General features: G+C 43.8%; 21 protein-coding genes. All 21 read right to left on the bottom strand.

Annotated elements, in window-relative coordinates; all coding sequences use genetic code 11:
- Positions 1-2: 2 nt before the first annotated feature.
- The 21 genes from OCV77_RS03925 to OCV77_RS04025 all read right to left on the bottom strand — a co-directional run bounded on the left by OCV77_RS03925 (position 3) and on the right by OCV77_RS04025 (position 26,321).
- A complete protein-coding gene (locus tag OCV77_RS03925; protein WP_262573481.1) occupies positions 3-1,604 on the bottom strand; it encodes a flagellar M-ring protein FliF C-terminal domain-containing protein in 1,602 nt (533 codons plus the stop codon).
- Positions 1,605-1,624: 20 nt separating this feature from the next.
- Positions 1,625-1,954 carry a flagellar hook-basal body complex protein FliE gene (gene fliE, locus OCV77_RS03930; RefSeq protein WP_118797601.1) on the bottom strand — a complete coding sequence of 110 codons (330 nt, stop codon included), beginning with the start codon at positions 1,952-1,954 and terminating at the stop codon, positions 1,625-1,627.
- A gap of 32 nt (positions 1,955-1,986) precedes the next feature.
- Positions 1,987-2,433 (bottom strand): flagellar basal body rod protein FlgC, encoded by a 447-nt coding sequence (flgC, locus tag OCV77_RS03935; protein ID WP_262573482.1) that lies wholly within the window; start codon positions 2,431-2,433, stop codon positions 1,987-1,989.
- Positions 2,434-2,496: 63 nt separating this feature from the next.
- On the bottom strand, positions 2,497-2,886 hold the full coding sequence (gene flgB / locus OCV77_RS03940; RefSeq protein ID WP_118797599.1) for a flagellar basal body rod protein FlgB: 390 nt from the start codon (positions 2,884-2,886) through the stop codon (positions 2,497-2,499).
- Positions 2,887-3,058: 172 nt separating this feature from the next.
- Positions 3,059-3,844 (bottom strand): GTP-sensing pleiotropic transcriptional regulator CodY, encoded by a 786-nt coding sequence (codY, locus tag OCV77_RS03945; RefSeq protein WP_118797598.1) that lies wholly within the window; start codon positions 3,842-3,844, stop codon positions 3,059-3,061.
- Between the two features lie 160 nt (positions 3,845-4,004).
- Positions 4,005-6,083, bottom strand: coding sequence for a type I DNA topoisomerase (gene topA, locus OCV77_RS03950; protein WP_262573484.1), 2,079 nt, complete (start codon positions 6,081-6,083; stop codon positions 4,005-4,007).
- Between the two features lie 205 nt (positions 6,084-6,288).
- Positions 6,289-9,456, bottom strand: a complete 3,168-nt coding sequence (locus OCV77_RS03955; protein ID WP_262573486.1) for a hypothetical protein — start codon at positions 9,454-9,456, stop codon at positions 6,289-6,291.
- Positions 9,434-10,252 (bottom strand): PilW family protein, encoded by an 819-nt coding sequence (locus OCV77_RS03960; protein WP_262573489.1) that lies wholly within the window; start codon positions 10,250-10,252, stop codon positions 9,434-9,436. The genes OCV77_RS03955 and OCV77_RS03960 overlap by 23 nt, the downstream gene beginning before the upstream one ends.
- A 3-nt stretch (positions 10,253-10,255) precedes the next feature.
- Positions 10,256-10,765, bottom strand: a complete 510-nt coding sequence (locus tag OCV77_RS03965; RefSeq protein ID WP_262573491.1) for a pilus assembly FimT family protein — start codon at positions 10,763-10,765, stop codon at positions 10,256-10,258.
- A 4-nt stretch (positions 10,766-10,769) separates the two neighbouring features.
- On the bottom strand, positions 10,770-13,283 hold the full coding sequence (locus tag OCV77_RS03970; RefSeq protein WP_262573492.1) for a hypothetical protein: 2,514 nt from the start codon (positions 13,281-13,283) through the stop codon (positions 10,770-10,772).
- 12 nt (positions 13,284-13,295) lie between these two features.
- On the bottom strand, positions 13,296-14,696 hold the full coding sequence (locus OCV77_RS03975) for a type IV pilus modification PilV family protein (protein ID WP_262573494.1): 1,401 nt from the start codon (positions 14,694-14,696) through the stop codon (positions 13,296-13,298).
- 15 nt (positions 14,697-14,711) lie between these two features.
- Complete coding sequence (gene gspM, locus OCV77_RS03980) at positions 14,712-15,863, bottom strand: type II secretion system protein GspM (RefSeq protein ID WP_262573496.1); 1,152 nt, start codon at positions 15,861-15,863, stop codon at positions 14,712-14,714.
- The gene (pilM, locus tag OCV77_RS03985) at positions 15,860-17,437 is read right to left on the bottom strand and encodes a pilus assembly protein PilM (RefSeq protein ID WP_262573499.1); all 1,578 of its coding nucleotides are present in this window, start codon (positions 17,435-17,437) and stop codon (positions 15,860-15,862) included. Before pilM ends, gspM begins: the two co-directional genes overlap by 4 nt.
- Positions 17,438-17,542: 105 nt before the next feature.
- Positions 17,543-18,295, bottom strand: a complete 753-nt coding sequence (locus OCV77_RS03990) for a prepilin peptidase (protein ID WP_262573501.1) — start codon at positions 18,293-18,295, stop codon at positions 17,543-17,545.
- A gap of 9 nt (positions 18,296-18,304) precedes the next feature.
- Complete coding sequence (locus OCV77_RS03995) at positions 18,305-18,817, bottom strand: prepilin-type N-terminal cleavage/methylation domain-containing protein (RefSeq protein WP_262573503.1); 513 nt, start codon at positions 18,815-18,817, stop codon at positions 18,305-18,307.
- 153 nt (positions 18,818-18,970) lie between these two features.
- Complete coding sequence (locus OCV77_RS04000) at positions 18,971-19,975, bottom strand: hypothetical protein (protein ID WP_262573505.1); 1,005 nt, start codon at positions 19,973-19,975, stop codon at positions 18,971-18,973.
- A gap of 355 nt (positions 19,976-20,330) precedes the next feature.
- Complete coding sequence (locus tag OCV77_RS04005; protein WP_262573507.1) at positions 20,331-20,501, bottom strand: chorismate--pyruvate lyase; 171 nt, start codon at positions 20,499-20,501, stop codon at positions 20,331-20,333.
- 41 nt (positions 20,502-20,542) lie between these two features.
- Positions 20,543-21,751, bottom strand: coding sequence for a type II secretion system F family protein (locus OCV77_RS04010; protein WP_262573509.1), 1,209 nt, complete (start codon positions 21,749-21,751; stop codon positions 20,543-20,545).
- 29 nt (positions 21,752-21,780) lie between these two features.
- Positions 21,781-23,487 (bottom strand): GspE/PulE family protein, encoded by a 1,707-nt coding sequence (locus OCV77_RS04015; RefSeq protein WP_262573511.1) that lies wholly within the window; start codon positions 23,485-23,487, stop codon positions 21,781-21,783.
- 61 nt (positions 23,488-23,548) lie between these two features.
- Entirely contained in the window at positions 23,549-24,751 is a 1,203-nt protein-coding gene (gene dprA, locus OCV77_RS04020; protein ID WP_262573512.1) for a DNA-processing protein DprA, read from the bottom strand.
- A 16-nt stretch (positions 24,752-24,767) separates the two neighbouring features.
- Positions 24,768-26,321: a YifB family Mg chelatase-like AAA ATPase gene (locus OCV77_RS04025; RefSeq protein ID WP_262573514.1), complete on the bottom strand. Its 1,554-nt coding sequence runs from the start codon at positions 26,319-26,321 to the stop codon at positions 24,768-24,770.
- Positions 26,322-26,536 lie beyond the last annotated feature (215 nt).

Consider the following 26,536-nt stretch of genomic DNA (forward strand, 5'->3'; position numbering starts at 1 on the left):
TGTTAACCCCATTCCTGATTCAGCCAGTTACGCAGCAAGTTGGCAACGGCCTCAGGATTTTCATCCACAAATTTTTCGATCAGCTTCTTGGTCTCGGAGCTCTCTTCCGCACTGATATCTTCCAGCTCTATCTCAGGCTGTGACTGCAGAAGGGATTCCACCGGAAGCTCCTCCGGCTGTTTCGAAGCCTTTTCGCCTCTCATGCTCCTCAGCACTACAAAAGCAAGCAGGGCGAGAATGATAATGATCAGAATGATCTGTACTATATTGGAGGCGCTGATATTCAGTCCCTCTTTATCAAAGAACACATTCTCTGTCCTTGCTACAAAGGCAATATTGGCAGCCGGGAAGCCTGTTGCCTTGGATACCACATCCAGGATATCATCATCTACCGTGATCCTGGAGCCCTGTGCATTGGCAAGCTTATATTCCTCCCAGCTGATACCATCCAGGAGTCCCTGTGCCTTTACATCCTCTTCTCTCACTACATTATAGCTGATCGCAGTAACTGCTATCGTAGAATTATCATAATCTATTACTCCCGGCAGATTATTGGTAGTAGTGATCCGCTCATTGGGAAGATAGTTATTCTCTGTCTCTTCTACTGTCGATGAGCTGTTGCCAGAATCCTGATATTCATATTCAGTGCTGTCACCATTGCTGTCTGTACCAGGGACGCCGCCTCCATCATTGGTGGACTCCGAGGAATAGGTTCTGTCAGAGCTCTTCAGCCCCTGGGTTGCTCCGTCAGGTGCAGAGTACTCATGGTAAACCTCTTCACTGGTTGCAAAATTAATATCAAGATTGCTCGCCACCTCGATCTTGTCAAATTCATTGGTGCCAAGCAGAACCTGTCTTACTTCATTCTTTACTACAGTCTCCCACTGCGTTTTCACACCAAGCTGGGAGCTTGCTGTGCCGGAAGCGCTGTAGCTGTCATCTCCGGAAAAAAGCATATTTCCATCAGTATCCAGGATCACGACATTCTCATCAGTATCGTTCCCGACAGCCTTTGATACTGCCTTGGCAAGATAAGCCGCATTATCTGTGGTAAACTCACCGTCAAGCTCCAGCAGGATCCACGCCGATGTATCCTTATTTTCTGCGATCAGGGTACCATCATCTGTCGGGATATTCAGATCCACCTTTGCGCTCTTGATGGCACTGAACATGGAAATAAAGTCATCCGCCAGTCTTGTTTCCAGATAAAGCTCATAACGCTTCTGTTTATCTGCTTCTGTCGTACTGAAGCCGCCACTCGTCACATTGTCAATGGTATAGGCTGCCGCCTGGATATCATTGGCTCCAAGCAGAAGGTTTGCCTGCGACTGCTGTTTCCTGTTGATCTGGATCCGGTAGCCATCATCTGATACCTTATAATCCAGTCCCTGTTCGTCCAGAAGATCTGATACCTCAGAGGCTTCCTTTGTCGTGTCACACTGAAGCAGTAATACGTACTGTGGTCTTGTCAGGACAGAAGCGATCACTGCCACCGCTATGATCACGCCCGCCGCTGCTGCAACGATAAAGGTCTTCTGTTTCGTGGAAAACTTGTTCCACCAATCCAGTATGTTTTTCAGTATTTTCTGTAATCTTTCCTGCATGATTCACTCCTACTTTTCTGTCAGATCTGGATCTGCATGATTTCCTTGTATGCTTCAAGGAACTTGTCCCTCACAGCTACCGTGTAGGACAGCGCAGTAGAAGCCTTCTGCAGGGCATTGGTCAGATCATGGGTATTTTCTGTTTCTCCAAGTGCCCATTTTATTTTTTCATTCTCGGCATCAGAAAGATAGGCATTGGTGGTATTCAGGTTCTGTACCGCCTTGTCAAAAAGGCTTCCAAAAGCTTCATCCTCCTGTATGTCCTGTCCGTTCCTCAGCTCTGTCAGATATGTATCAGCAGCACTTTTTACTGCTCCTGAAGATATATTTCTTAATGACGTAATATCCATTTTCTATGTATCCTTCCCTCTGTTTCTTAATACTACTGTTCCATCTCAAGACCCTTCATGGCTATGGTCTTACTGGCATTAAATGCAGTAGCATTCGCCTCATAGGAGCGGCTGGCATCGATCAGGTTGGTCATCTCCGTAACAATATTTACATTCGGATATGTCACATAACCATTCTCATCTGCATCCGGATGGGACGGATCATATGCCTTGATCATCTCTGTCCAGGTATCCTGTGACACCTTGCTTACCCGGACACCCTGTCCTTTATAGGCATCACTTGCCTTTCCAAAAACAGAGGAAAAGCTTCCCACCTTTTCCCCCTTCTGCTGAAAGGTAACCACCTTACGTCTGTAGGGTGTTCCATCTTCTGTCCTTGTCGTGTCTGCATTGGCCACATTCTCAGAGATCACGTCCATGCGGTAACGCTGGGCTGTCATTCCGGAAGCATTAATATCAAAGGATGTAAAAATACTCATGTGTGTTCTTCATTCCTTTCTGTATCCTCCTTCACCCACAGCGGGGTGAAAATATGGAAGCTCTTATTTCATCACCATTTTCAGGTTGGTAAATTCTTCATTCATGCTCTGTACCAGTCCATTGTACCTGATCTGGTTCTCAGCAAGCCTGGCTGTTTCTGTATCAATATCCACATTGTTGCCATCCAGTCTGTAAGAAAAGCCGGAAGCATCCGTATAAACCCTTGTTTCCAGCTCTGTATCATTGATGGCACCCACCCTGGCATCCACACTTTTAAACCTTGTGCTCCTCATAGCCTGCTTCAGCTGTGATTCAAAATCCACATCCTGTCTCTTATAGCCGGGTGTATCCATATTAGCAATATTATTGGCAAGCACATCATTCCTTGTCCATGCTGCATCCGCCGCCTTGTTTAAAACATTCACATAATCAAACACATTGGTATTGATCATCTGGATTCCTCCTTTATCCCACACTCTCCCTATCCTATTTTATTATAAATTATTTATTGGAGAGCACAAGTAGAAATGTATATTTCATCTAGTAAAAAAGACCCACCCCGAGCGAGATATCCTGGCCAGCCGCAAGTCCTTTTACGAAAATATGTGACGTCCTGTCACTGATCTACTTCATGTTCTGTTCCTTTAATTTCTCGATCTCATCAAATACCATATCATTCAGGACCTTGATATAGGTACCCTTCATGCCGGATGATCTCGATTCAATGACACCTGCGCTTTCAAACTTGCGGAGTGCATTGACGATAACAGATCTGGTGATCCCTACTCTGTCTGCGATCTTGCTGGCCACCAGAATGCCTTCCATACCATCAAGCTCTTCAAAAATATGAACGATGGCTTCCATTTCAGAATAGGAAAGGGTTCCGATCGCTGATCTGATCACATTCAGCTTGCGTGTCTCCTCTGCATTTTCTTCATTGACTGCCCGGAGCATCTCCAGTCCCACGACTGTAGTTCCGTATTCACAGAGAATGATATCATCAATATCATACTGCCTGTCACACTTGTAAATGAAGAGGGTTCCCAGTCTCTCTCCTGCGATCTCTATAGGTGTGATGATCGCCTGGAATTTCTTCACCTCTTCAGCGTCAAAGCCAAGCGTTTCCAGATTCACATTCTCCTTGGTGGAAAGAATGGCAAGAAGCCTCTCATTCAACAGGGCATCAATAAAGCCGCCCACCTGATCCACGATCAGCTCAGTGATGGAATCAACACCGGGCGCATCTCCTACACCAAGCACCTTTCCCTTTTTGCTGATCACCAGGACATTTGAACTCAGGATCTCGCATAACACCTTGCAGATATCATTAAAAACTACCTTACTCGAATTATTATTGTGAAGAAGCTTCCCAATCTTTCTGGTCTTGTCCAGCAACTGTACACTACTCATGCTAAGTCCCTCCATCGGCAAAAAATACCGTCATCGCAAAAATTTCCTCTATACCGCATTGCTATCGTCATTTTAGCACATATGGCTTCGAGTTTCAATGCACTTCACAGGAATTATGCATAATTTCATGTACTTTTCCAATTTTTTATTTATTTTCTGACTATTGAGCTTCACCCTTAGGAACCGATGTGACAAATCCACAGGATTCATTGGAGCATACCAGCTTATTCCCCTTATACAGCATCAGGGATCCACAGCGCTCACATTTCACATTGGAAGGCCGCTGCCACACCATAAAATCGCATTCCGGATTATCAATACAGCCATAATATTTCCTGCCCTTTTTGGTCTTCTTCAGGACAATATCCTTGCCGCATTTTGGACAGGCTACACCGATCTTCTCGTAGTAGGGCTTGGTATTGCGGCACTCCGGGAATCCCGGACATGCCAGGAATCTTCCATGGGGACCATATTTGATCACCATATTCCGTCCGCAGAGTTCACAGACCTCGTCTGATACTTCGTCCTGGATCTGTACCTCCTGCAGCTCCTTCTCAGCCTTCTTTACCGCCTCATCCAGATCCGGATAGAAGTTGGAGATCACTGTTTTCCAGTTGACCTTTCCCTCCTCCACTCCATCCAGAAGAGCCTCCATATTGGCTGTGAAGTTTACATCCACAATACTCGGGAATGCCTCCTTCATCATGTTGTTAACCACTTCTCCCAGCTCTGTTACATAAAGATTTTTGTTTTCCTTTACAATATATCTTCTTGCAAGGATCGTGGTGATCGTAGGAGCATAGGTACTCGGACGCCCAATCCCAAGCTCTTCCAGTGCACGTACCAGTGATGCTTCTGTATAATGGGGTGCCGGCTGTGTGAAGTGCTGCTTCGTCAGCAGTTCATCCAGTGTCAGCTTTGATGCTGTATCAATTCCCCTGATCAGGGTATTGCTTTCTTCCTTGTCATCTTCCTCTGTATAGACACTCATGAAGCCCTCAAATACGACCTTGGATGCTGCAACAGTAAAGCGGTGCTCTCCCGCATCAATCTTCACAGAGGTAGTTTCATACCTGGCCGGCGCCATACGGCTTGCGGTGAACCGTCTAAAGATCAGCTGATACAGTCTGAACTGATCTCTGGAAAGAGAATCCTTAAGCTGTGCAGGAGTTCTGTCAAGATCGGTAGGCCGGATTGCTTCATGTGCATCCTGGATCTTCTGTCCGCTATTCTTTCCTTCTGCCGGTGCAGATACATAATCCTTTCCATAATTCTTTTCAATATATTTCTCCGCCATGACCTCTGCTTCTGCAGATACTCTGGTGGAATCGGTACGCAGATAGGTGATCACACCCACAGTACCGCTGCCCTTGATATCAATTCCTTCATAGAGCTGCTGTGCCAGGCGCATCGTCTTCTGTGTGGAAAAATTCAGCACCTTGCTGGCCTCCTGCTGCAGGGTAGATGTGGTAAAGGGAAGAGGTGCTTTCTTTATACGCTCTCCCTTTTTCACTTCGCTTATCTTAAATTCTGTATTCTTCAGCTCTGCCACGATCTTATCCAGCTCTTCTCTGGAGGTAATGTTTACCTTACCGTCTTTCGTGCCATAGTATTTAGCGATCAGCGGCTTCTTTTCTCCTTCTACGAAAAGAGATGCGTCCAGTGTCCAGTACTCTTCCGGAATAAAATTGTTGATCTCATCCTCTCTGTCACAGATGATGCGCAGTGCCACTGACTGTACTCTCCCGGCACTTAAGCCCCTCTTTACCTTCGCCCAGAGAAGCGGTGAGATCCGGTAGCCAACCATCCGGTCCAGTGCTCTTCTTGCCTGCTGTGCGTCTACCAGATCCATATTGATCTCCCTGGCATTCTTCAGGGATTCCTTTACTGCGTTTTTAGTAATTTCGTTAAAGGTAATACGGTATACCTTTTTATTCTCCAGCTTCAATGCCATGTACAGATGCCAGGAAATAGCTTCCCCCTCACGGTCAGGGTCCGTTGCGAGATAGATCTTATCTGCTTTTTTCACTTCCTTGCGCAGATTTGCAAGGATATCCCCCTTACCACGGATAGTAATGTACTTTGGCTCGTAGTCATGTTCCACGTCAATCCCAAGCTGGCTCTTTGGCAGATCACGGACGTGTCCGTTGCTTGCCGTGACCGTATAATTCTCCCCCAGGAACTTCTTTATTGTCTTCACCTTCGCCGGTGATTCCACAATTACCAGATACTTTGCCATGAAATTCTTTTCCCCTTTATAGTTAAAAATGTTAACGTCAAAGACTATACACCCATTTTTCTGCGGTTGCAAGTAAAAAGTTTATAAACACGAGTAAAACAATACTTGAATACAAAAAACCGGGAACTCCTTCAAATTCAGGAGTTCCCGGTATCACTGCACGGGTTTCTTCTTATTTAATAGTACTTATATATGGTGCTGAAGGTCAGTTGAGCATGAAGGATTCACGGACGATAACGTAAACCTCTGTGCTTCCCTGTTTTCCATTATTATCCGTCGCAGTAATTGTCACCTTTCTCATAGTGACCGAAGGGTTCAGTTCTCCAGCTGAAGAACCGTCCAGGGTAAAACCATGCCGTACATTATTTACATTCTCTACATTATACTCCAGATCTGCTCCTTTACCAGCCAGAGAGCCATCCTCAAAGGTAAGTGTAATATCCTGTAATACAGAAGGATTTTTACCTGTTCCCAGCAGCATTACCTTATAGTCAATATCAAAGGATTCCGGATCAAATTCATCTGCATAGATTACTCTTCTTGGTATCGTTTCACTGGTCATTTCTCCATTAGTAACTTCTACCACAATTCGTGCATTATCTACTTTTCTGTTTCTAAGGATCTTCCATATATTATCCTTAGTCGTAGCACTCATAAACATGGGATCAATGTAATACTTAACTGTAAGCTTGGTTTCTCCTTCCTGTACAATATTGGCCCAATAGCCAATATCATCCTGATAACCAAAACCTTCTACCACCGAGCTGTGAGACCATGTTGACCATACCTGAAAATATTCCGGTTTCCAGCTTTCCAGATTATATTGTGGGTATTCTGCTGCCTGCTCTGCAATTTCCTCCTCAGACAATCCTTCAGGCTCAGTCTCATTTTCCTGCCCTTCATCTGCATAAACAGACTCTTCTAGAAAAACATTATTAAAAGTACCCCATTCACCCCCTTTATAAACATCTACTGTTGCTGTTCTATAATTATCCGCGATCCTGATTCGACTGTAATTTTCATTGGCTGCATCAGGATACTGCTCTGGCATAAAATATGCCCAGCTCAATGCTTCATCAAAGAAATTCATCATGTAATACAGCTTCGTCAGATTTCTATTAATGCCAGCATCACCATTGATCACTGAATGGCAGACAATCAATGCCCTGTTTCTTTCATAGATGCACTCATCATAAAGTGTCATCAGTGTATCGGAGCTTAAATCCTGTCCTTCCGACCATGGACAATACGTATTCCAATTACATTCCGGAAGGTCTTCATCTGGCAAAAGTCTGCTGATCGTATTCCAGTTCGAGGACATCATATTAATGCCTTCCTGATTGGAAATATAGATCAGATCCGCGCTTCTTACATCATCAGGCGTCAGCTTTTCAGGTGTCATCTGAATAATCTCAATCCTGAACTGACCATCAAAGGCATTTAACAGCTGCTTAGTAACCTCATTACTCAGATTCTCATTCATGGTCTTATCAAAATCAATTCCGACACCATCTATCATAGTCGTATAGGGCTGATCCTGATCAAGCGGATTAGATGAATAGCACAAAAGCTTAAACCATTCATTGTTCTGCAGTCCATCCTGGCAATAATAGCGATAGGTTCTCTGCTGATTGGTTACATATATTCTGTCACCCGGTTTAAAATAAATATCTTTATTACTGTTTGTTCCCTGTGTATCAGTCAATACATTCTTCAAAAAGGTCTGCTTCATATCTCCGGCCTTTTCTATCGGAACGAATACCCATCCACCTACTTCATCTGCATATCCATATCTTCCGCTGGTTACACCGCTTCTCCCATTCCATGTCTCCGGTGCATCTTTTACCGGATACTGTTTTGTTTCATTTTCTGCAAATGCATCAAAATTAATGATCACCTCTGCATAATCATATGAGACCCCGGCTGCACCTTTATCCTTACCATATTTTGCTTTTCCATTGCCATCAGTTGAAGTAGTTGCAAGGGCATACTCTCCCTGATTTGTTGTCACTTCCTGCAGCTCTGCACTGTATTTTACTTTTGCAGATGGTGCATACAGAAATGTTACCTTATACTCTCCTTTTCCTGCTCCTGCATACGCAAAGTAATAATTGGTATCTGCTGCTGTCCATGAATCCGGTGTAGCTGCATTATAACAGCCCTTGCCATGATCTGCCTGTTTAAAAGTTACCTCATACCGTTTAACTTCCGAATATGTATTGTCCTTATCCAGGAGAAAATATCCTGCCCCCAGAGCAGCATCTGCTTTTTCCAGTCCGTCAGTCTTCTTCACATCGTTATATCTGACATAGCTTCCGCCGCCAGCTTCCTGATAAGTGCCTACTTCATAGTTCCCGGCCTTTTTGTAATAAAATCCTCCCTGCCAGCTATTAATCTTATCAGGCACTATTATAAGATCATAATCATAGCCTTCTCCGCCAGCCGGATTATACGCAATCTTATCCGCTGTATATTCACCGTCATCTGTCTTTTGAAATTTCAGACTATAATTATAGTCTGTCAGTCCCACAACTTTGTTTCCCTTATAATCCGGCTTTGAGCTGTTCGTGCTTTCCTTTGACCAATAATATGCCGGATCACAGGCATACATATATCCCTTGGCGTTTTCTGTTCCTTTTCTCGGTACAGCCTGGATTTCATAGTGAATACCATACACTGTTGTCCCTGGATTCTTTTGTTCTGCTAATTGACTTGTATTTAGGTAATACAGCCCTTTTCCTTCTCCTACATATTCAAAATATCCATATAATTCTGAAACCAGTGCAGACTCATTTTTCGTTTTCCGAAACCACTTGCTCCCTCTGCTTGTATCATACTGAGTAGCAAACTCTTTCTGATAATCCTCCAGACTGTCAAGATATTCTTTCTGATATTTCTCTTCTACATAAGTAAACGGTCTGCTGTCTCTCGTTTTCACATTCGGATAGGAAAACATATTTAACCCGCTACCATATGAACCACCCGTAAACTGCGCGGTCAGCAGAATTCCATCATATCCAAGCGGTGTATTCTGGTCATATCCTTTTTCAGTTTTCCAGTCTATCATATAAGGAAATACCGAGCATGCCTCATGTGGGATCACTTCAATAATTCTGAAGACATCTCTGTTATCCCCCGGCTCCGCTTCCGTTTTCGTCTGATTCACAAAGGATCGTAAAGCTCCCTTCTTCTCTGTAACTACAGCATTTGTCTCAGATGTTACATTTTCTACAGTATCAGCTGCTTCCGTCTGCGTTTTCTCCTCAAGACGTAAAGCTGCTGAAATACCGGCAGTTCCTGCAGCTACCAGAATCAGACTGATCACTGAGATCCATATTCCTATGTTCTTTTTATTTCTTCCTCTTGTACTCATTTGCTGATCCATTCTGTCCCACGTATACATTATCCATTCTGTTTCTTATAACCGCACTGTCAGAAAGAGCTTTTGTAATTTTTCCGCTGCCATAATCATATTCCAGCGATATCTTTACATCAATTTTAACAGGCTCTTTATAATAATAATTCACTTCTGTCCCACCATTTTCATAATAGACCGTCTCTTCATAGTAATTCCGGTCTATCCCATCAGCTTCAATTCTGCAGCCTGTTATATAATGTGCAAGCAGCCACTTGGTTCTGCTTTTTATATCCGTATTTTTCACATAGTCCCGTACTTCTATCCTCGCCTGATTTACAGCTTCCCCCATTTTTCCCTCACCAGGAGAAAATCCGCTTACGAGCTTTGCATATCCACTGTGCTCTGTACTGTCTGAATAATCTGTATTAGGAAAAGATACCAGATACATTTCCTTTATCGGCTGACCATTATCACCGAGGCTGTCCAAATCTGCAATAATAGCATTTCCCGCAAAATATACATCATAATTTCCCATATTGTCTTCAACAATAATATCACCAAGCAAAATACAATCCGTATTGTCACCTGTTGCCGGATTCACTATACAGATTCCCCGAGCCTCCATAATATTATCCAATATAAGATTCATAGCCGTCTGGGCTTCACTCTGTACTTCTACGTGTGCGTTATTTCTGCCGTAAAGCTTTAAACCTGTTATGATCATGTATCCCAGAGCAGTAAGCACAATAGAGCTGACCGCAAGCGCAACCAAAAGCTCTACCAGAGAAAATCCCTTATTGTCCTTTGTCATTGTCTAGTCTCCATATTCCACATAGTGTTTTCCTGTTGAAATCACAAGTACAACTGATGCCTTCTTCCCGTTTTGGCCCACTGCATGAATTCTGATCAGTGATAATGACTTCAGATCCTGTGAAACAGAATCAGCAACAACACTCTTCACCCTGCCCGTTGATTTATCAAATTCGACTTCGAGCACCTTGCAGCCAGACAGATCACAGCCTTCCGCAGAAAAAGAGAGTGTTACCTTCGACGGCAGCTCTGCTTTTTCTTCACCTGTCTCAATCCTGCATTCATTATTTTCACTGTCGAGCACAAGGTTAAATTTTTCTGCTCTTGCAAGGGATGACATTCTGGTAGTTTCCAGCATGGTATTAATTGTTTTCGCACATTTTTCTGAATCTCTGCTGTAAAGTAATGAAATCCCAATTCCAGCTCCACCAACCATAATAGCAAGTATGGCAACTACAACCAGAATTTCTACAAGTGTCATTCCAAGATTTTTATTCTTACTTACTTCAGGCAAAGCGTTATTCCCCACCTTTTCTCCAATTCTGATAGCTGATATAATCTGTATATTCTGTACTGCTTGTCCTGTCTGTATAATCTTTTCCGGTATAATCCTCACTCTTTAATTTGAAGTCCAGCAAATAGGAACTGGCATATTTCATATTTCTTTCTGTTTCGCTTTTCTTCTTTTCTTCCTCTGTTCTTTCCTCATCGAGGATAGCCTGGACGATGGAACGGTTTGCAATGATCTCACCATTTCCTTCAATAATAATTTTACCGCTAGCAATCACTAATCCCTCTACATTTACCCCACCTTTAATTGTTAAATCACCATCACAGAGAATAATTCCTCTAACATTACGATCTACTGAATGATTTCCTTTATACAGGTATGTATAATAACCACATTTATACGGATCCGGCGTCAAAGAATTTACCATCCCGGTAAAATCTACATATTTGGATACCGGTGCATCTGCTGCAATATTGTCGTCCACTAATGTTGGCAATGAATCCGACGTCATCGAAAAATCAGTTTTGGGATCCAGCTCTGCATATAAATACTTATAATGCTTTACAAGATTACTTTCCACTTTCCTTATATATTCTCCCGAAAGTGAATTTTCCTCTTTTGGCAGCTCTGATGTCAGACTGTCATCCGTTATTTTGGTTACTGCACCTCTTGTATAAATATTCGCTGTTGTACTATCTGCCAGGGTGATCGTCGGCTTCACATTTTCACTGAGCGCCTTATTCTGGAGACTCTTTTTGACATTCCAGATTTGGATTAATTCTTCATCGGTGAACCCATCATATCCAAGTTTTGCCTTTATGGCTGCATCCATATCTGTCAGCCCGTTTTCAGGATCCTTCATATTTAATATCAGATTTGCGTATTCTGTACTTTTTCCATCCAGAAACTTCAGATAAAAATAAGTATAAGACTCTCCTGTTGTGCGGTTGATCACTTCTTTCTCTATATAAGGAATCGATTCCATGACATATTTTTTGGTTGTACCAAACCACTGTGTTTCTGCATTCCAGATTTCTGCCGGCTTTTCTGATGTTTTTACAGGATTTGTCGTTAGAAGACAGCTTGTCGGAACAAGATACATATACTGATTGCTTTTTAATGCCAGTGATTCACCCGTGGCGTATTCCTCTATAATACCTGCAGAAGTTCCACCATTATTTCTGATATTTTCTCCGGTATAAGCCTGAGACTGCAGATCTATATAAGCCACTCCTGAAACTACAAGCGTGTCCAATCCGCCAAGATCCAGTGTTGATCCATTTCCATTAATGATCAATGCACTGCTCTGTGTGTGTTCTACTGGATTATTTTCATTACGCTTCAATAAATTCTTACTTTCCTGATTGGAAAATACTCCATTATTGTAGCCATAGTAGGTACCTTTCAGTGTCACACTGCTCTTTCTGGCATTCAATTCCAGATCATTTGCGATATAGCTATTTCCATTTATAACAACAGTGCTGGCCTCTTCTGCCGCATTTCTGTTAATATTTTCTACTGTACGGAGACTTTCTGCCCATAACTGTGTATCTGCCGCAGATTCAAGATTTCCAACAGTAAGGTTTGAATTTCTTACATTGATATCCCCTTTGGAAATCAGATAATTACTGTTAAAACTTACCCCCGAATTATATATGTTAATACCGCCATATACATCCTCATCCCGGTATTTCTTCTTATTTTCCTCTGTCTCACTGTCATTAATCCCTGCATAAACATTTCCTTCTATCTGCCTGCTGCTACAGGAATCAAAATAAATACCTTTATTTCCAATTAATGCATAATCCAGTATTCTTGAAGAATCCTGAAAAAAACTGATATAAGGAATCTCTATTACAATATCTGTTGTAATTGTTGCCTCATAACCATTAGCTGTATATCCTGCACTTTCACTTCCATTTGCCTGTCTGTATTTAACAACCACATCTCTGAAAATGTATTTTGCAGGCAGCTTTGCCCCGATTCCATCTGTCCACACATTATCGTCTTCATCCAGTATTTCTGTCCTGGAAAATTCTATTACCTCTGTATTATAGGCACCTGTTCCATCAAGTGATATTTTCTGCGTGATATATGAATTCAGCTTTGCAAGCAGTCTATTATAATTTGTGAGATCCCCATCATCTTTACTGCATACAGGCAATATCGTTTTTAACCCATTGATAAACTGCAGGGAAAAGGATCGGTATGCAGCATCCTGGGTTTTAAACACCGCCTTCCCGCCTGCGTCCGATACCTGGGAAAGAACATCTGCATATGCTTTTGACAGGCAATCTGCCGTCACCTTACCAATTCCATTATAAACATCATCCAGTACCTGCTCGTCTGCATAGAAATTATCCTTCATCCTGTACTCAATCTGTTTCATATGAAGGTTCGCCGTGCTTATCGTTATCGTAATTACCGCAAGAATCAACAAAAAGCCTACCCCAACCAGAACCGTGATCAAAGTAGACCCTGCATTATTTATTTTTGCCCTTTTTTTATTCCTGTTTTTCATCACTGTATCCTGTCACTTTGTTTCTTTGGTTGTTGATATGTCCGCCGCTGTCCTGCCCGTCTCCTGTTCTGTCAGTTTAATGGTTACTTCATAGCATCTCATAGATGGCTTTTCTTTTCCTATCGTCTGTTCAAAATCCCCATTTTTAAGAATAACATCTGTTATCATTCCTTTTATATTCGTATGAAAATAAGTCTTGCTTGTACTCCGTTCACCTGTCAGGGATGTACTTTCAGGAATACTTGAATATCCGGTTCCATCCACAACAACATTATTAAAATTCAATCCCCACTGCCCCGTGATCTTATTAGCTGCATCCAAATCATAATAATAGCCCCGTACAAGACAGACGTTTAATTTACCCTGTCCACTATAATTATTCCGTATTTCAACCTCATTTGCTTTTGGTTTTGTTCCCTGTCCTTTTACTCTGAAATACTGATCCTGATAGGCTTTGGCAAATATATAAATATTACCGCCCTTTTCCCAGCTTTCTATTTTTATATTTCCGTCTTCGTCTGTGCTTTCTTTTCCGGAAAGTCCATAATAACCACTATACGCATTATATTTCAGGCTTAACGGTGTCCCCTCATACTCAGACTCATAAATCACATCACAGCTTACTCTGATTCTGTCCTGATAATAAGAGTCACTTCCATGATTCTTTGTTATTCCGGATGTTCCTCCATCAATCGTGACCACAACCTGTTTAGTCAGGTTATTGTATATAGTCAGCAGCTGAGCTATCACTTCCGTACTATTTGGCGCTCCATCCACATACTGATCCTTTTTAAGCTGTTCTCTCAAATTATATAATGCTGCTGAAGGCTCTGACCCTGTACCTTCATATTGATTGATCTCATCTGCGATCACCGGAAATAACATTCCATTCACATCATCCACACTGCTCACCGCATACACATTTGCATCATTTGCTGCCGTATTGGAAAATGCAGGATCATCCTTCTTCTGGCTGTAGCCTGTAGGATTAAAAACTACTTCCATATCATATAGTTTCCCGCCTATATCAATATCTTTCTGTTTACACCGGATTGTTTTAAAAAACTCATCTGTATATGCAGTATCACCGTTAAATTCTGCCTGCAGTGAAGTATCTACACTTTCCTCTACACTTCCTGTCTGATTGCCATCGGCATCTGTTGCATTCTCTATCTGCTGGACAAATTCTTTAACCTCTGTGCTTTTGACTGTTTCCAGTACGCTCTGTGCATATGCGGTCGCTGTCTGCGTTTTATGTGCACGGTTAGTGTAGTACATGGACGTCCTGAACCCTGCTAAAATAGGAACAGAAATAATAGCCAGGATAGCAATGCATACCAGTACCTCTACCAGGCTGAATCCTCCACTATTCTGTTTTCCTGCTTTCTGCTTCCAGTTTTCCAGTGTTTTCATGTACCCTCTGTATTTTTATTCCTCAATCTGGATCACACCAGTTTTTCCCATAATACTGACCCTGGGATTTTCTTCATCCTCGTCAGTCACCTTTACGTTTACAGTAAGATCCGTATTATTCACAACATTTACCTTAGCCGCAACTTTATCCTTATCACCGACCCTTGGAGAACTGATAATCTCAAGATTAATAGCACCATCAGGGGCAAATACCACGCCTTCATCTGAATAATTCTTCTTACCTATCTTATAATAGGCTCTGTACTCTCCTTCTTCTCCTTCAAATTCGATGGTTACTTCCTGCCTTGTATTTTCATTGGAAGTTAAATATGTTTCTTCTGATGGATCTTCTGACCTGCCGACGATAAAAGATTCCACGTCGGCTCCCGGCTGACTCAGCATAAGAAAGAAATCAGACGCTGCCTCCTCTTTAGTATCACTGCCAAGTCCTGCTGCCTGCATAAATACATTGGTAGTTCCATGCATCAAATTTGGTTCAAGGACATTAACTGGCGGCCTGTCCTCACCTGTGATCGCATATTGGCGCATAGTAAAATTACCATTGACAGCATCAATCGTATAGGTGGCTGTCATATTACAAATTACCATTCTGTCTGAATAAGTCTGGATATAATTCAGAAAATCCTTATACTCTTTATATCCTGCCTCAAAGGAAAACTGTGTTTCCGTATAGATGCCTGAAAGCCCGTCTGATATTGATGTTGTATCCGTAACCTCCTGTATAACCTGGTCATCTGTCACATCACCAATTTCCGCTTCCACTGCATCTATCTGTTCTTCCTCTGCTGTCGATGTGATCTGGGCAGCAACATCTTCTCCAAAGGTGACCTGGTGCAGCTTTATCGGTATCTTCTTTTCTGTATTATCTATAAACAGAATGCTTGCTTCCTGGGGCAGCTCAGAAGGAAACATATCAAGGAGATTCTGGGTTTCCGTTGCCAGCTCTTCTGTCTGCTGTTGATAAGCTGCTTCATTCAGCTTCAAATCTGTCAGATAGCTTTTCTGATTCTGCAGTTCTGTAATTTCTGATATTATTTTTTCGTTTTTTTCCATTAATGGCTGAATAACAAAAAAGTATGGCAGGAAGAGCACCGCTACGATAGCCAATAATAACAATAGTTTTTTGTCTCTTGAAGTTAATTTCATTCTTCGCTGCCCCCTTCTGCTTCTTCGTCATTTATAACACTGATGTTGAAAGACAGATTAAATGTTGATGTCACCTGTGAGAATTCATCATAAGTATCTGTAATATTCTCTACTCTCACATCAGACACATATGGGATCTTTTTTAACTCAATCACGAAATCTGCAACTGCCTCTTTTCCAGATGCCATGCAGGTCATACTAATCTCTCCATTGGTTATTGTAAACGTATTAATGCCAACCGATTTTGGCATAACCTGTTCCAGATCAAGAATCAATTGATATAACTGCTCACTGTTATTTACAGTTCCATCATAATATTGTTTCAGCAGCTCATACTTCTGTTGATTATCCAGGTAATCACTGTAGGTTTCTTCCACCTGTGACAGATTGGCGATTTCCTGCTCCAGATTTGCTTTCACTCCCTTTTGCACATGGTAAATATAAAAGAAAAACCCACTTGCCGACAATACACTAACAGCAGACAAAATCAATATTACATAAAAAACTGTGTAGCTTTCGGTTCCCTTCTTTTCTTCCCCTGCCTTTAAATTCAGGGACTGCATCATGCTTCCAAGAAGCGGCAGATAGTCAGCCAGCAGCTCATAATTCAGTCCGTGCAGATTCTTCTTGGCAATCTTTACTCCATTCAGCTCTTTGATGGTCACTACCTCAAGTCCCAGCTCCTTGCCAAGGATCTCAGTAAAGCCGATCAGATTGATTCCGGTTCCCATCAGCCGGATCTGTTCGATCACAGTACCAGGATTCCTGCTGGTATGGAATTCTGCCATTCTTGTTACGGAAGATGAGAAATCGCGGATCACTTCACTGTATTCCTCCGGTGTCAGCTCCTGACCCAGTTTTCTTGGATCTGACAGAATCGCTTCTGCCTCTTCCTCGTCTATGCTCTTAAATTCAGCCAGATTTCTGATAATAGTCTGCTTTCCATAAGGTATGGATCTTTTGAAAAGCTGCACCTTGTCCCGCATGATGCTGACCATGGTTGCATTTTCGTCCATCTGGATAGCCAGTACAACACCCTGCGTCAGCTGCTTTCTCAGAAGCTGGTACAGAGAGTTATTATAATAATCGACTGTTTCCACCGGCATTTTCAACATGGAAGCCAGTCGGTAATATTCCTCTACCATCTGCTTCTGCACCGCTGTTACCAGAATGTTATTATTCTTTCCTTCGGCACTCTCTACTGTTTCCAGCACCGTATGCCGGATAATATAATCTTCCAGATTATTCATCGGGAAGTAGTCTTCTATGTTAGCTTTGATCATTTCTTCAATCTTGGCTTCGTTCTTTACATAAGGAAGGGTTACTTCCTTATTTGCGATTTTTCTTGAAGTAATGACAAAAGCGATCTTTCCACGTTTAATGTTATTATTCTTCAGTGCAGCATACAGTACCTTTGCGACAGCTTCCACGTCTACAATAACACCATCATCTACTGTGCCGGATGGCAGCTCCACCTGAAAAGCATTTTTCACAGTGATCGCAGCACCGCTTTTGGCAATCTCGCAGATCCTCATATCACTGTTTTCTATTAATACGGAGAGTATATTTCCCATGAATAACTCTTCTCCCTTCTTCTGTGTTTTGAGCTGTTTCTCCTACATATAAATATCTTTACGGGCATCCGGACATTCAACCGTCCGTCATTTCCCGTCTTTGTTCTAAAAAAACAGACGTAAGTACCATGTTATTATAGCATTCCCATATAACATTGCAACGAAAATTCCCAGTGCAAGATATGGTCCAAATGCCAGCACTCTGTCTTTTTTCTGTACCTTCATCAATATCAAATGAATGACAGATCCCGCTACGGATCCGATCACCAGTGCAAGCAGGATCTCCTTCCACCCAAGCAGAAGACCTGCTGCCGCCATCAGCTTGATATCACCGCCGCCGATTCCATTGCCTCTGGTGATCCAGTAAATAATCATAAAAATCCCACTGACAGTAAAAAAACCTATCACATAGTCGTACCAATGTGGCAGGTCTAATATAAGCCGGACAGCACCAAGAGCCAGAATAACCAGATTACATCCAAAAGGTATCTCGTAGGTTCTGAAATCAATCATGCTGATCACTATCAGAGTAGATGCACATGCACAAAACAGTACACTTTCCAGTTCAAAACCCTTTACAGCAAAGATCCAGATATAAATCAGTCCGTTTGCCAGTTCAATAAGAGGATACTGCATGGAAAGCTTTGTCTTGCAGCTTCTGCATTTCCCACCCTGTATCAGGAAGCTGATCACCGGGATCAGCTCATACCACTTCAAAACGTTCCCACAGCTCATGCAGTGGGAACGTTCTAAAACGATATCTTCTTTCCTTGGAATCCTGTATATACATACATTCAAAAAGCTTCCAATGGTAATTCCGAAAAGGAATACCATAAGAAATAAGATTAGGTTGATCATGGCAAATTACTATTGTACGGTTATCGGTGTTGCAGTGCCATCTGTCTTCTTTCCTGCAGATGCATCCGTTTTAGTAATTGTTACAGTCACTGAATTTGATCCTATTATCTGTACATTAATAGCTGTATCGGTAGCATGTGCAGATTTAAGCTTAGATATAAGACTCTTCTGTAAATCAGCCGCAGACTGGCTATCAGCATATCCAAGGGTAACATTGACTGATTTAAGCATTTCTCCAGTTAAGCCCGTAGATAACGCATCAGCAGTTTTGTGAGCGTCATTAAATGTTGTTACAGAAGATGTAGCTTCGTTAGCATTAATAACAGCAGGATCCATCATAGCTGTTGTAATTGCTGTTTTAACAGAATCTGCAAGCTGTGTATCTGCTGATACATTTGTCTTTTCAACATATCTTAACAGGTTTGGTGCCAATACACCAACCAAAATTGCCAGAATGGCAATTACAATAATCAGCTCCACTAAGGAAAATCCCTTGTTTCCTATACTCTTTTGTTTCTTCATAACAACTATCTCTCCTTTTTCCTTTTTAGCAGAACATGTTATTTATCGCATAATTCCGCTTAATTCTTTTTCATTCTATCACTTTATCGTCATAATGTACAGATTGATTTAGCATTTTCTTCGATTTTTTTACATTCTGCTGTATCATTTTTCCTATTCTGCCATTTTACAGGCATTTTTCTCTCTTATCTCGTCGATTGTTTTCTGTCTGCACTCCACTGCTGCCCTGATATCTTTATCCGAAAAATTCCGGTTGATCATATTTTGGATTATTGAGGTCTTTCCTTCTTCTCTTCCTTCTTCTCTTCCTTCCTCTCTCCCTCTGGCTCTCTCGTCTGCCAGTATCTCTTTCCATGCACTGTCCATATCGTATCCTTCTCCTTCCTCTTCCGTTTTCTGATACCTCTTCTTTTTCTTTAATAGTTCCGGCCAGTCTGTCAGTGTCGCTATCGTCTCCCATGTTTCTTCCGTCAGGTTTCCATAGGCTTTATCCTGCAGCAGATTCAGAATTCCCTGTTTGTTTCCACGACAGTTCAGGATCTGAAACACTTCCCTGATATCCGTATGATAGTGACTCAGATCTGTCTGTTCATTGACACAGACAAGCCACATCGGATAATCCCTGAACAGCAGACTGTCCTCACATCCTCTCCCTGCAGCTTCAAAGCTCATCATATGCCAGAGATCTCTCGGTCCATCCCATGGCTCCCTTCCATAATACAGGCACATGGTATAAACCGGATGCAGACGGTCTGTTTTCATCACCCTGCAAAGTCTTTCTGCCGTAGTCGTCATTACCTTCTTTTCCAGGATCAGCCTGCTGTTCTTCTGCTGAAGCTCCCGGAGCTGCTTCATATATTCCTGTGCATCATAGTTCATACAGCGCACCGGCATGCTGTAATCCACATATTTCTGCGCTTCCACTGCCAGGATCCGGAGCTGTGTGCCGCAGGATAAATACATCTTCACATCCCGTTCTCTTCTTTTCTTCTGCAGAGGACTTTCTTTTTCTCTCTGCTCTGCATATTTTTCAGAGGCTGACAGCAGCTCCTCCGGAAGTATCACCCGCTTCCCCAGAAACAGGCTCCCGTTAAAAAGATCTGCAAACCGCTCCTTATCCTGCAGGAATTCCTCCATACATATTGCATCCTTCCCCATAGATCTCCTCCTTTTCTCCAGAAGATCCACCAGGTATAAAATGGATGCAGGACTGTCCTTCAAAAATATACAGTCCATCAGTATCAGACAGGATCCTCTGCTTTTCATGTTTGGGATAAAAGCACGGACTTTTCTGATTTCTGACAGATCATTCAGAAGGGAAGATTCCCTGTAGACCAGCCTGTTTCCAGCATCAGCATGAAACCGTCTCTGACATCCTTTACAAATGTCATTAAAACAAGCTGTAAAAAAAGAAAACTTCTATGCTTTGATTTCAAAATATCATAGAAGTTTTCGTTTGTCAATAAACGTTATTTCGTTTATTTCATCTGTTTGTTATGTTTTATTTCTAATTTCAGATCATCTGATAGCTGAGCCACTCATACTTAAGCCTGCTGCCCTCCTGGATCTCAGGTGGAAGCAGTGCCCTTGCCACCAGCTTCAGCTCATCACTTTCAATATCGGTACGTTTCAAATTGGCATAGTCACCATTTATACTGACTACTTCATAATAAAAAGTCTCCATTTTCCCTCCCTGGTTACACAGTATCCGGAACGCCTGACGGCTTAACCGATCGATTCATATAAGGTAAGCATAGGCTGCATGATCGCCATGATCAGGACACCAACTACGATTGCCATGACAACGATGATCATGGGCTCCATCAGTGCCATAACCTGCTCTGTGGCCACCTGTACATCATCTTCGTAGTAATTGGCTACATTTTCCAGCATAGTTTCAATATTACCGGTTTCTTCACCAATAGATACCATATGTACTACCATCGGAGGAAAAAGTCCACAGGTCTTTAGTGGTCTTGACAGTGCCATACCTCTCATAACCTGATCTTTGGCATCCATCATGGCCTTTTTATAGTGGACATTTTCCATGGATCTTCCTGTGATCTCGATCGCATCCATCATTGGCACTCCGGCACCAAGCAGTGTACATAAGGTTCTTCCCAGTCTGGCACACTCACTCTTTGTCTGGAGCTTTCCAAAAACGGGGATTTTCAGTGCAATGCCGCCAAGTACAAATTTACCCGACGGGCTTGCCGCATAAGCCTTAAATAAAGCAATCGCTGCTGCCACTACCAAAAGGATCAGCCACCATTTGGCTATTACAAAATCACTCATATTTACAACTGCCTGCGTGATCGGTGGCAGCTCTGTATCCAGCTCCGCAAACATTCCCATGAAATTCGGGATAACCCAGATCATCATAAGGAAAAGAACGCCAACCATAACTACTAACAGTACAATCGGGTAGATCATGGCTTTTTTTACTGACTGTTTCAGTTTGTTTTCTTTTTCAAACTGTACCGCCATACGCTCAAAGGCAACCTCCATGCTTCCGGAAGCCTCTCCTGCCTCTACCATATTGCAGAGCATGCTTGGAAATACCTTGGAATGCTTCTTCATGGCTCCTGCCATGGATTCACCCTTTGACACATCTTCATATACTTCACCCAGCGCTTTTTTCAGCGTTCTGTTTTCAGTCTGATCCCTCATCATTTCCAGCGCATTGATGATGCTGACACCGGCACTGATGATACTGACAAACTGCCGGCAGAAAATACTGTAATCCCTGGCACTTACCCTGCCTCCCAGAGAAAAATTGATATCTCTGCTCATCAGACTGGCTTCCGATACACTTAAGATAACATTTTTCTGTGCTTTCAGGACACCGGTAACCTGCTCTATACTTTTCCCCTCCATGGTGCCCTTTTTTTCTTTTCCTTCCGGGGTGATCACCCGGTACTGAAATTCAGCCATTTTGCTTCTGCTCCCCTGTCCTCTTCTCTTTAATCTGCTTCATAATCATAGGCAACCTTGATCATTTCAGCACAGCTTGTAATACCTTCCTTGACTTTTTTGGCTGCTGCCATACGAAGTGTACTCATTCCTTCGGAAACAGCAATTTCCTGCAGTTCATCAGCTGTCACTTTATCATGGATCCGGTTACGGAGCTTTGCAGTAACCGGCATGATCTCATAGATCGCAGTACGTCCTCTGTAACCAATGCCTCCACAGTCTTCACAGCCTACCGGTTCATATACCGTCTGAGGCATGCTTGCAGGCACCATCAGAAGCTTCTTTTCCTGATCTGTAGCCTCTCTTGCCTTGCGGCACTTTGGACAGAGCTTTCTTACCAGACGCTGTGCAATAATACCCACTACAGAATCACCGATCAGGTAGGGTTCCACACCCATATCGATCAGACGGGTAATGGATGCTGCTGTTGAATTTGTATGCAGTGTGGAAATAACAAGGTGTCCGGTAATGGAAGCCTTAACGGCGATGCCGGCTGTTTCTCCGTCTCGGATTTCTCCGACCATTATGATATCCGGATCCTGACGGAGAATGGAACGCAGGGCATTGGCAAACGTCAGGTCTGCCTTGACATTTACCTGCACCTGGTTTACACCATCCACATTGGCTTCCACAGGATCTTCTACGGTGATAATATTAACCTCTTCACGGTTCAGTTCGCTCAGAACAGTATAACAGGTCGTTGATTTACCACTTCCGGTAGGTCCCGTTACCAGAATGATTCCATGAGGATTTTTCAGGATACCATCCAGTCTTTCCTCATCCTCCGGTGTAAGGCCGAGATATTTCTTTTCTCTGGAAAGACCATCCTTGGCGGTGAGACGCATAACCGTCTTTTCTCCAAATACAGTAGGAAGCACGGAAACACGGACATCATATTCCCGGTTATCCACCTGCAGGGTCAGCCGGCCGTCCTGTGGCTTTCTCTTCTCGGAAATATCAAGTCCTGACATGATCTTGACCCTGGCTACCATAGCCGGCAGGAGTGTGGTGTTGTAATCCATCACTTCACGCAGGGCACCGTCAATACGGTAACGGATCCGCAGGTTTCTCTCCAGTGGTTCAATATGGATATCACTGGCTCCCTGACGGATCGCCTGCTCCAGCATAGTCCTTACGATCTTTACAATCGGTGCATTGTCTACTTCTGCGTTGGATGCACTCTCTTCTTCCTCTCTCAGCTCATCCGCATGCTCCAGCTGATACTGGGCTGCTGCCTCCATCGCCTGCTTCTTACCAAACATACGGTCAATCTGCATGGCGATCTGGGCGGTCGGTGCAAAATAAGGCACAACCTCCATACCTGTGATCAGGCTGACATCATCAATCGCCGGCAGATACATGGGATCCGACATGGCAATCTTAAGGATATTGGAATTATTCTCATCTATGGCAAAGGGTACCAGTTCATATTTCTTCATGATATCCTCCGGTACCAGACGGATCGCAGCATCCTGCAGTCCCTCCTTCCGGAGGTCTACTGATTCTACGCCAAGCTGCCTGCTCAGGACATCAGAGAAATCCTTCTGCGACACATATCCAAGTGCGATCAGCGTTTCCCCCAGCTTCGTCTTTCTGATCTTCTGCTCCGAGAGTGCGGTATCAAGCTGCTGCTGTGTGATCATTCCCTGTGAAAGCAGCAGATCTCCGATCCGTACTCTTTTTCCAAACAATGCCATACCTATCTATACCCCTGTCTGTCTTTTTCTGTAAATCCATATTCTTCCCTATTATACCATCTCATTCAGAATACGCAACTGCTCTGGCAAACCAGTTGCCGGATACCTGTCTGGCTTTTCCTTCTATGCACAGGCCAATCAGCTCTGTCAGCAGTTCCTGCATAGTCAGCTTCATTCCCTTTTGCCTTGCTGACTCATACAGGGCATCCGCTGACTTTGGTTCCAGATCAAGAAGTCCCAGTATCCCATCCTCCGCTGACAGTTCAAGGCTCATTTGCCCGCTGATCTGCTTATCCTGCTCCTGCCGCCTTCGTTTCTTCTGCAGGTCTTTTGTCCTGTCACTGCCATTCCCCCTGTTTTTCAGCATCACAAGCTCTGCGATCAGATCTTCCGGAGACAGTACCACACCACAGCCCTGCCGGATCAGAAGATTGCAGCCATCGCTGAGGCGGTCAGTCAGTCTCCCCGGCACTGCATACACATCCTTTCCCTGTTCCAGTGCCATATCTACCGTAATAAAGGTACCACTTTTCTGTCTGGCCTCTATCACAAGGACTGCATCTGAAAGACCTGCCACAATGCTGTTCCTGTAAGGAAAAAGCTGCTTTTTCGGCGGTGTTCCCGGTACAAAAGGGGAAATCACACCGCCCTGTACACAGATCCTGTCATAAAGTCCCCGTTGGGATGCCGGATAGCAGACATCTGCGCCGCACCCAAGTACAGCATAGGTTCTTCCACCGCCATCAAGTGCCGCCTTCTGTGCAATACTATCAATCCCTCTCGCCATGCCGCTGACTACCCGGATTCCAGCCCTTCCCAGCCGTTCCCCAAATGCAAAAGCCGCATAGCTTCCATATTCAGAACAGTCTCTGGCACCGATCACCGCTACCGTACAGTCCCTTTCCTTCGGTAGTTCCCCCATACAGTAAAGTGCCATGGGCGGGCTTGCCATGGCAAACAGCCTCCTTGGATACTCCCTGTGAAAAACCGTGATCATACGGATCTGTTTCTTCTGCAGCTCCTCAAAGGCCTGTTCCAGCTTCCACTCCTTCCGAAACTGCTCAAAAGCCTCGGCCTTTCTTTCTGCCACCTTATCCCGCCAGCCCCAGCCTATCAGCTTTTCCTTCAGCTCCTGCCTGCTCATCCGGTAGATCTGTGACGGGCTTTCACAGTTCTCCAGCAAAAGCACAGCCGCTTTTTCCGAAAGCTCCGGTATATTGTGGAGCCAGAAAAGATATGGCTCCTCCTTCTTCGTTATTTTCATATGTATTAATTCCTTTTCACTCCTGTCCCTGACAGTAGCAGGCTGCCTCCAGAAGATCCTCCTTCCTCACGATCTCACTGCCTGTAAGATCCGCAATTGTTCTTGCCACCTTCAGTAGCTTATGGCAGGCTCTTGCTCCCAGCTTCATGGAAGTATAAATCTGTTCCAGTACCTGTTCTTCCTTTCTACCAAGCTTACAGAAGCTGCGGATATTTCCTGCTGTAAGCTGTGCATTGAACCTTATCCCTGTGTCCCGGTACCGGAAGTCCTGCCGGCTTCTTGCTTCCATCACCATATTTCTCATGCCTTCACTGCTTTCCCCTCTTTTTCTGTTCTCCGGATCCCGCAGCACGGAAAATTCCGTTTCCTTTAGCCGGACCTGCAGATCGATCCGGTTCAGGATCGGCCCGGAAAGATGGGAAATGTACTTATGGATCTCATACGGCGTGCAGCGGCACCTGTTTCTGTCCGGAAAGTAGCCACAGGGACAGGGGTTCATCGCCCCTACCAGCATAAATTCTGTAGGATAGGTAACATTCCCCCGGGTTCTGGTAATCTGTATCTTCCTGTCTTCCAGTGGCTGTCTGAGCAGATCCAGTGTCTTTCTGGAAAACTCCGGCAATTCATCAAGAAACAGTACCCCTCTGTGTGCCAGACTGACCACGCCAGGGCTTGGACGCACACCGCCTCCCGCAAGAGCCTGCGGTGTCAGGGAATGATGAGGACTGACAAAGGGACGCCTTCTTGAGGATGCCCGCGTTCCATCGAGAAGTCCGGCTATGCTGTAAACAGAAGCAACCTCCAGTCTCTCCTCTTCCGAAAGAGGCGGCAGGATCGTAGGGATCCTCCTTGCCAGCATGGTTTTGCCACAGCCCGGCGGTCCGCAGAAAAGCAGATGATGAAATCCGGCTGCTGCGATCATTGCCGCTCTCTTGCCGCTTTCCTGTCCAGACACCTCCGAAAAATCCATTTCTGTCTCATTTCCCTGCAGAAGATCATCCTGTTTTTCTGTCATAAGTTCCCGGATAGATTTATTTTCCCATTCCTTCTGTTCTGCTTCGCTCATTTTTAAATATTCAACAGCTTCTGTCAGACTGCCTATACCTGCGATCCGTCCTTTTCCGATCAGCCTTGCCTCCTGCAGATTCTCAAGCGGCACAAGAAACCTTGTGATCCCCGCCCGCAGACCTTCCCCGACCATGGGAAGTATGCCTCGCACCTTCCGTATCTCCCCATTCAGTCCAAGCTCTCCAAGGATCATCATTCCTTCTGTCTCTTTCTCTGTAAGCCTCTCCATTGCTGTCAGTACAGCCAGGGCAACCGGCAGATCAAAGCCCGTTCCCTCCTTCCTGACATCAGCAGGTGAAAGGTTCACTGCAATATGCATGGCAGGAAGGTGTATCCCGTTATTTTTCAGCGCGATCCTGACACGTTCTGCGGATTCCCGTACTTCCCCCGACAGGTGCCCGACCATGATAAAGCACGGAAGTCCCGCAGAAAGATCCACCTCCACCTGTACCAGACAGCTTTCCATGCCAAGCACCGTTCCCGATAAAATTGTACTGTACAAAAAAACCTCCTTTTCTTCAGATAGATATACTGCTCTGTGAATAAAAATGATTGTGAAAATTTGAAATATTCAGGATCTGAAATGGAGATCCCGGTTTGAAACAGCAGATCTGCAAAAATTTTCTCTTCTCTGCTGTCAGGAATACAAAAAGCCTGCCACATGTCAGTCTTTCTGTATTATTTGATATAAAAAAGATACAGTAAATGTAATCACTG

Source organism: Suilimivivens aceti (genome assembly GCF_025567405.1).
In the GTDB taxonomy this organism is placed as follows: domain Bacteria; phylum Bacillota; class Clostridia; order Lachnospirales; family Lachnospiraceae; genus Suilimivivens; species Suilimivivens aceti.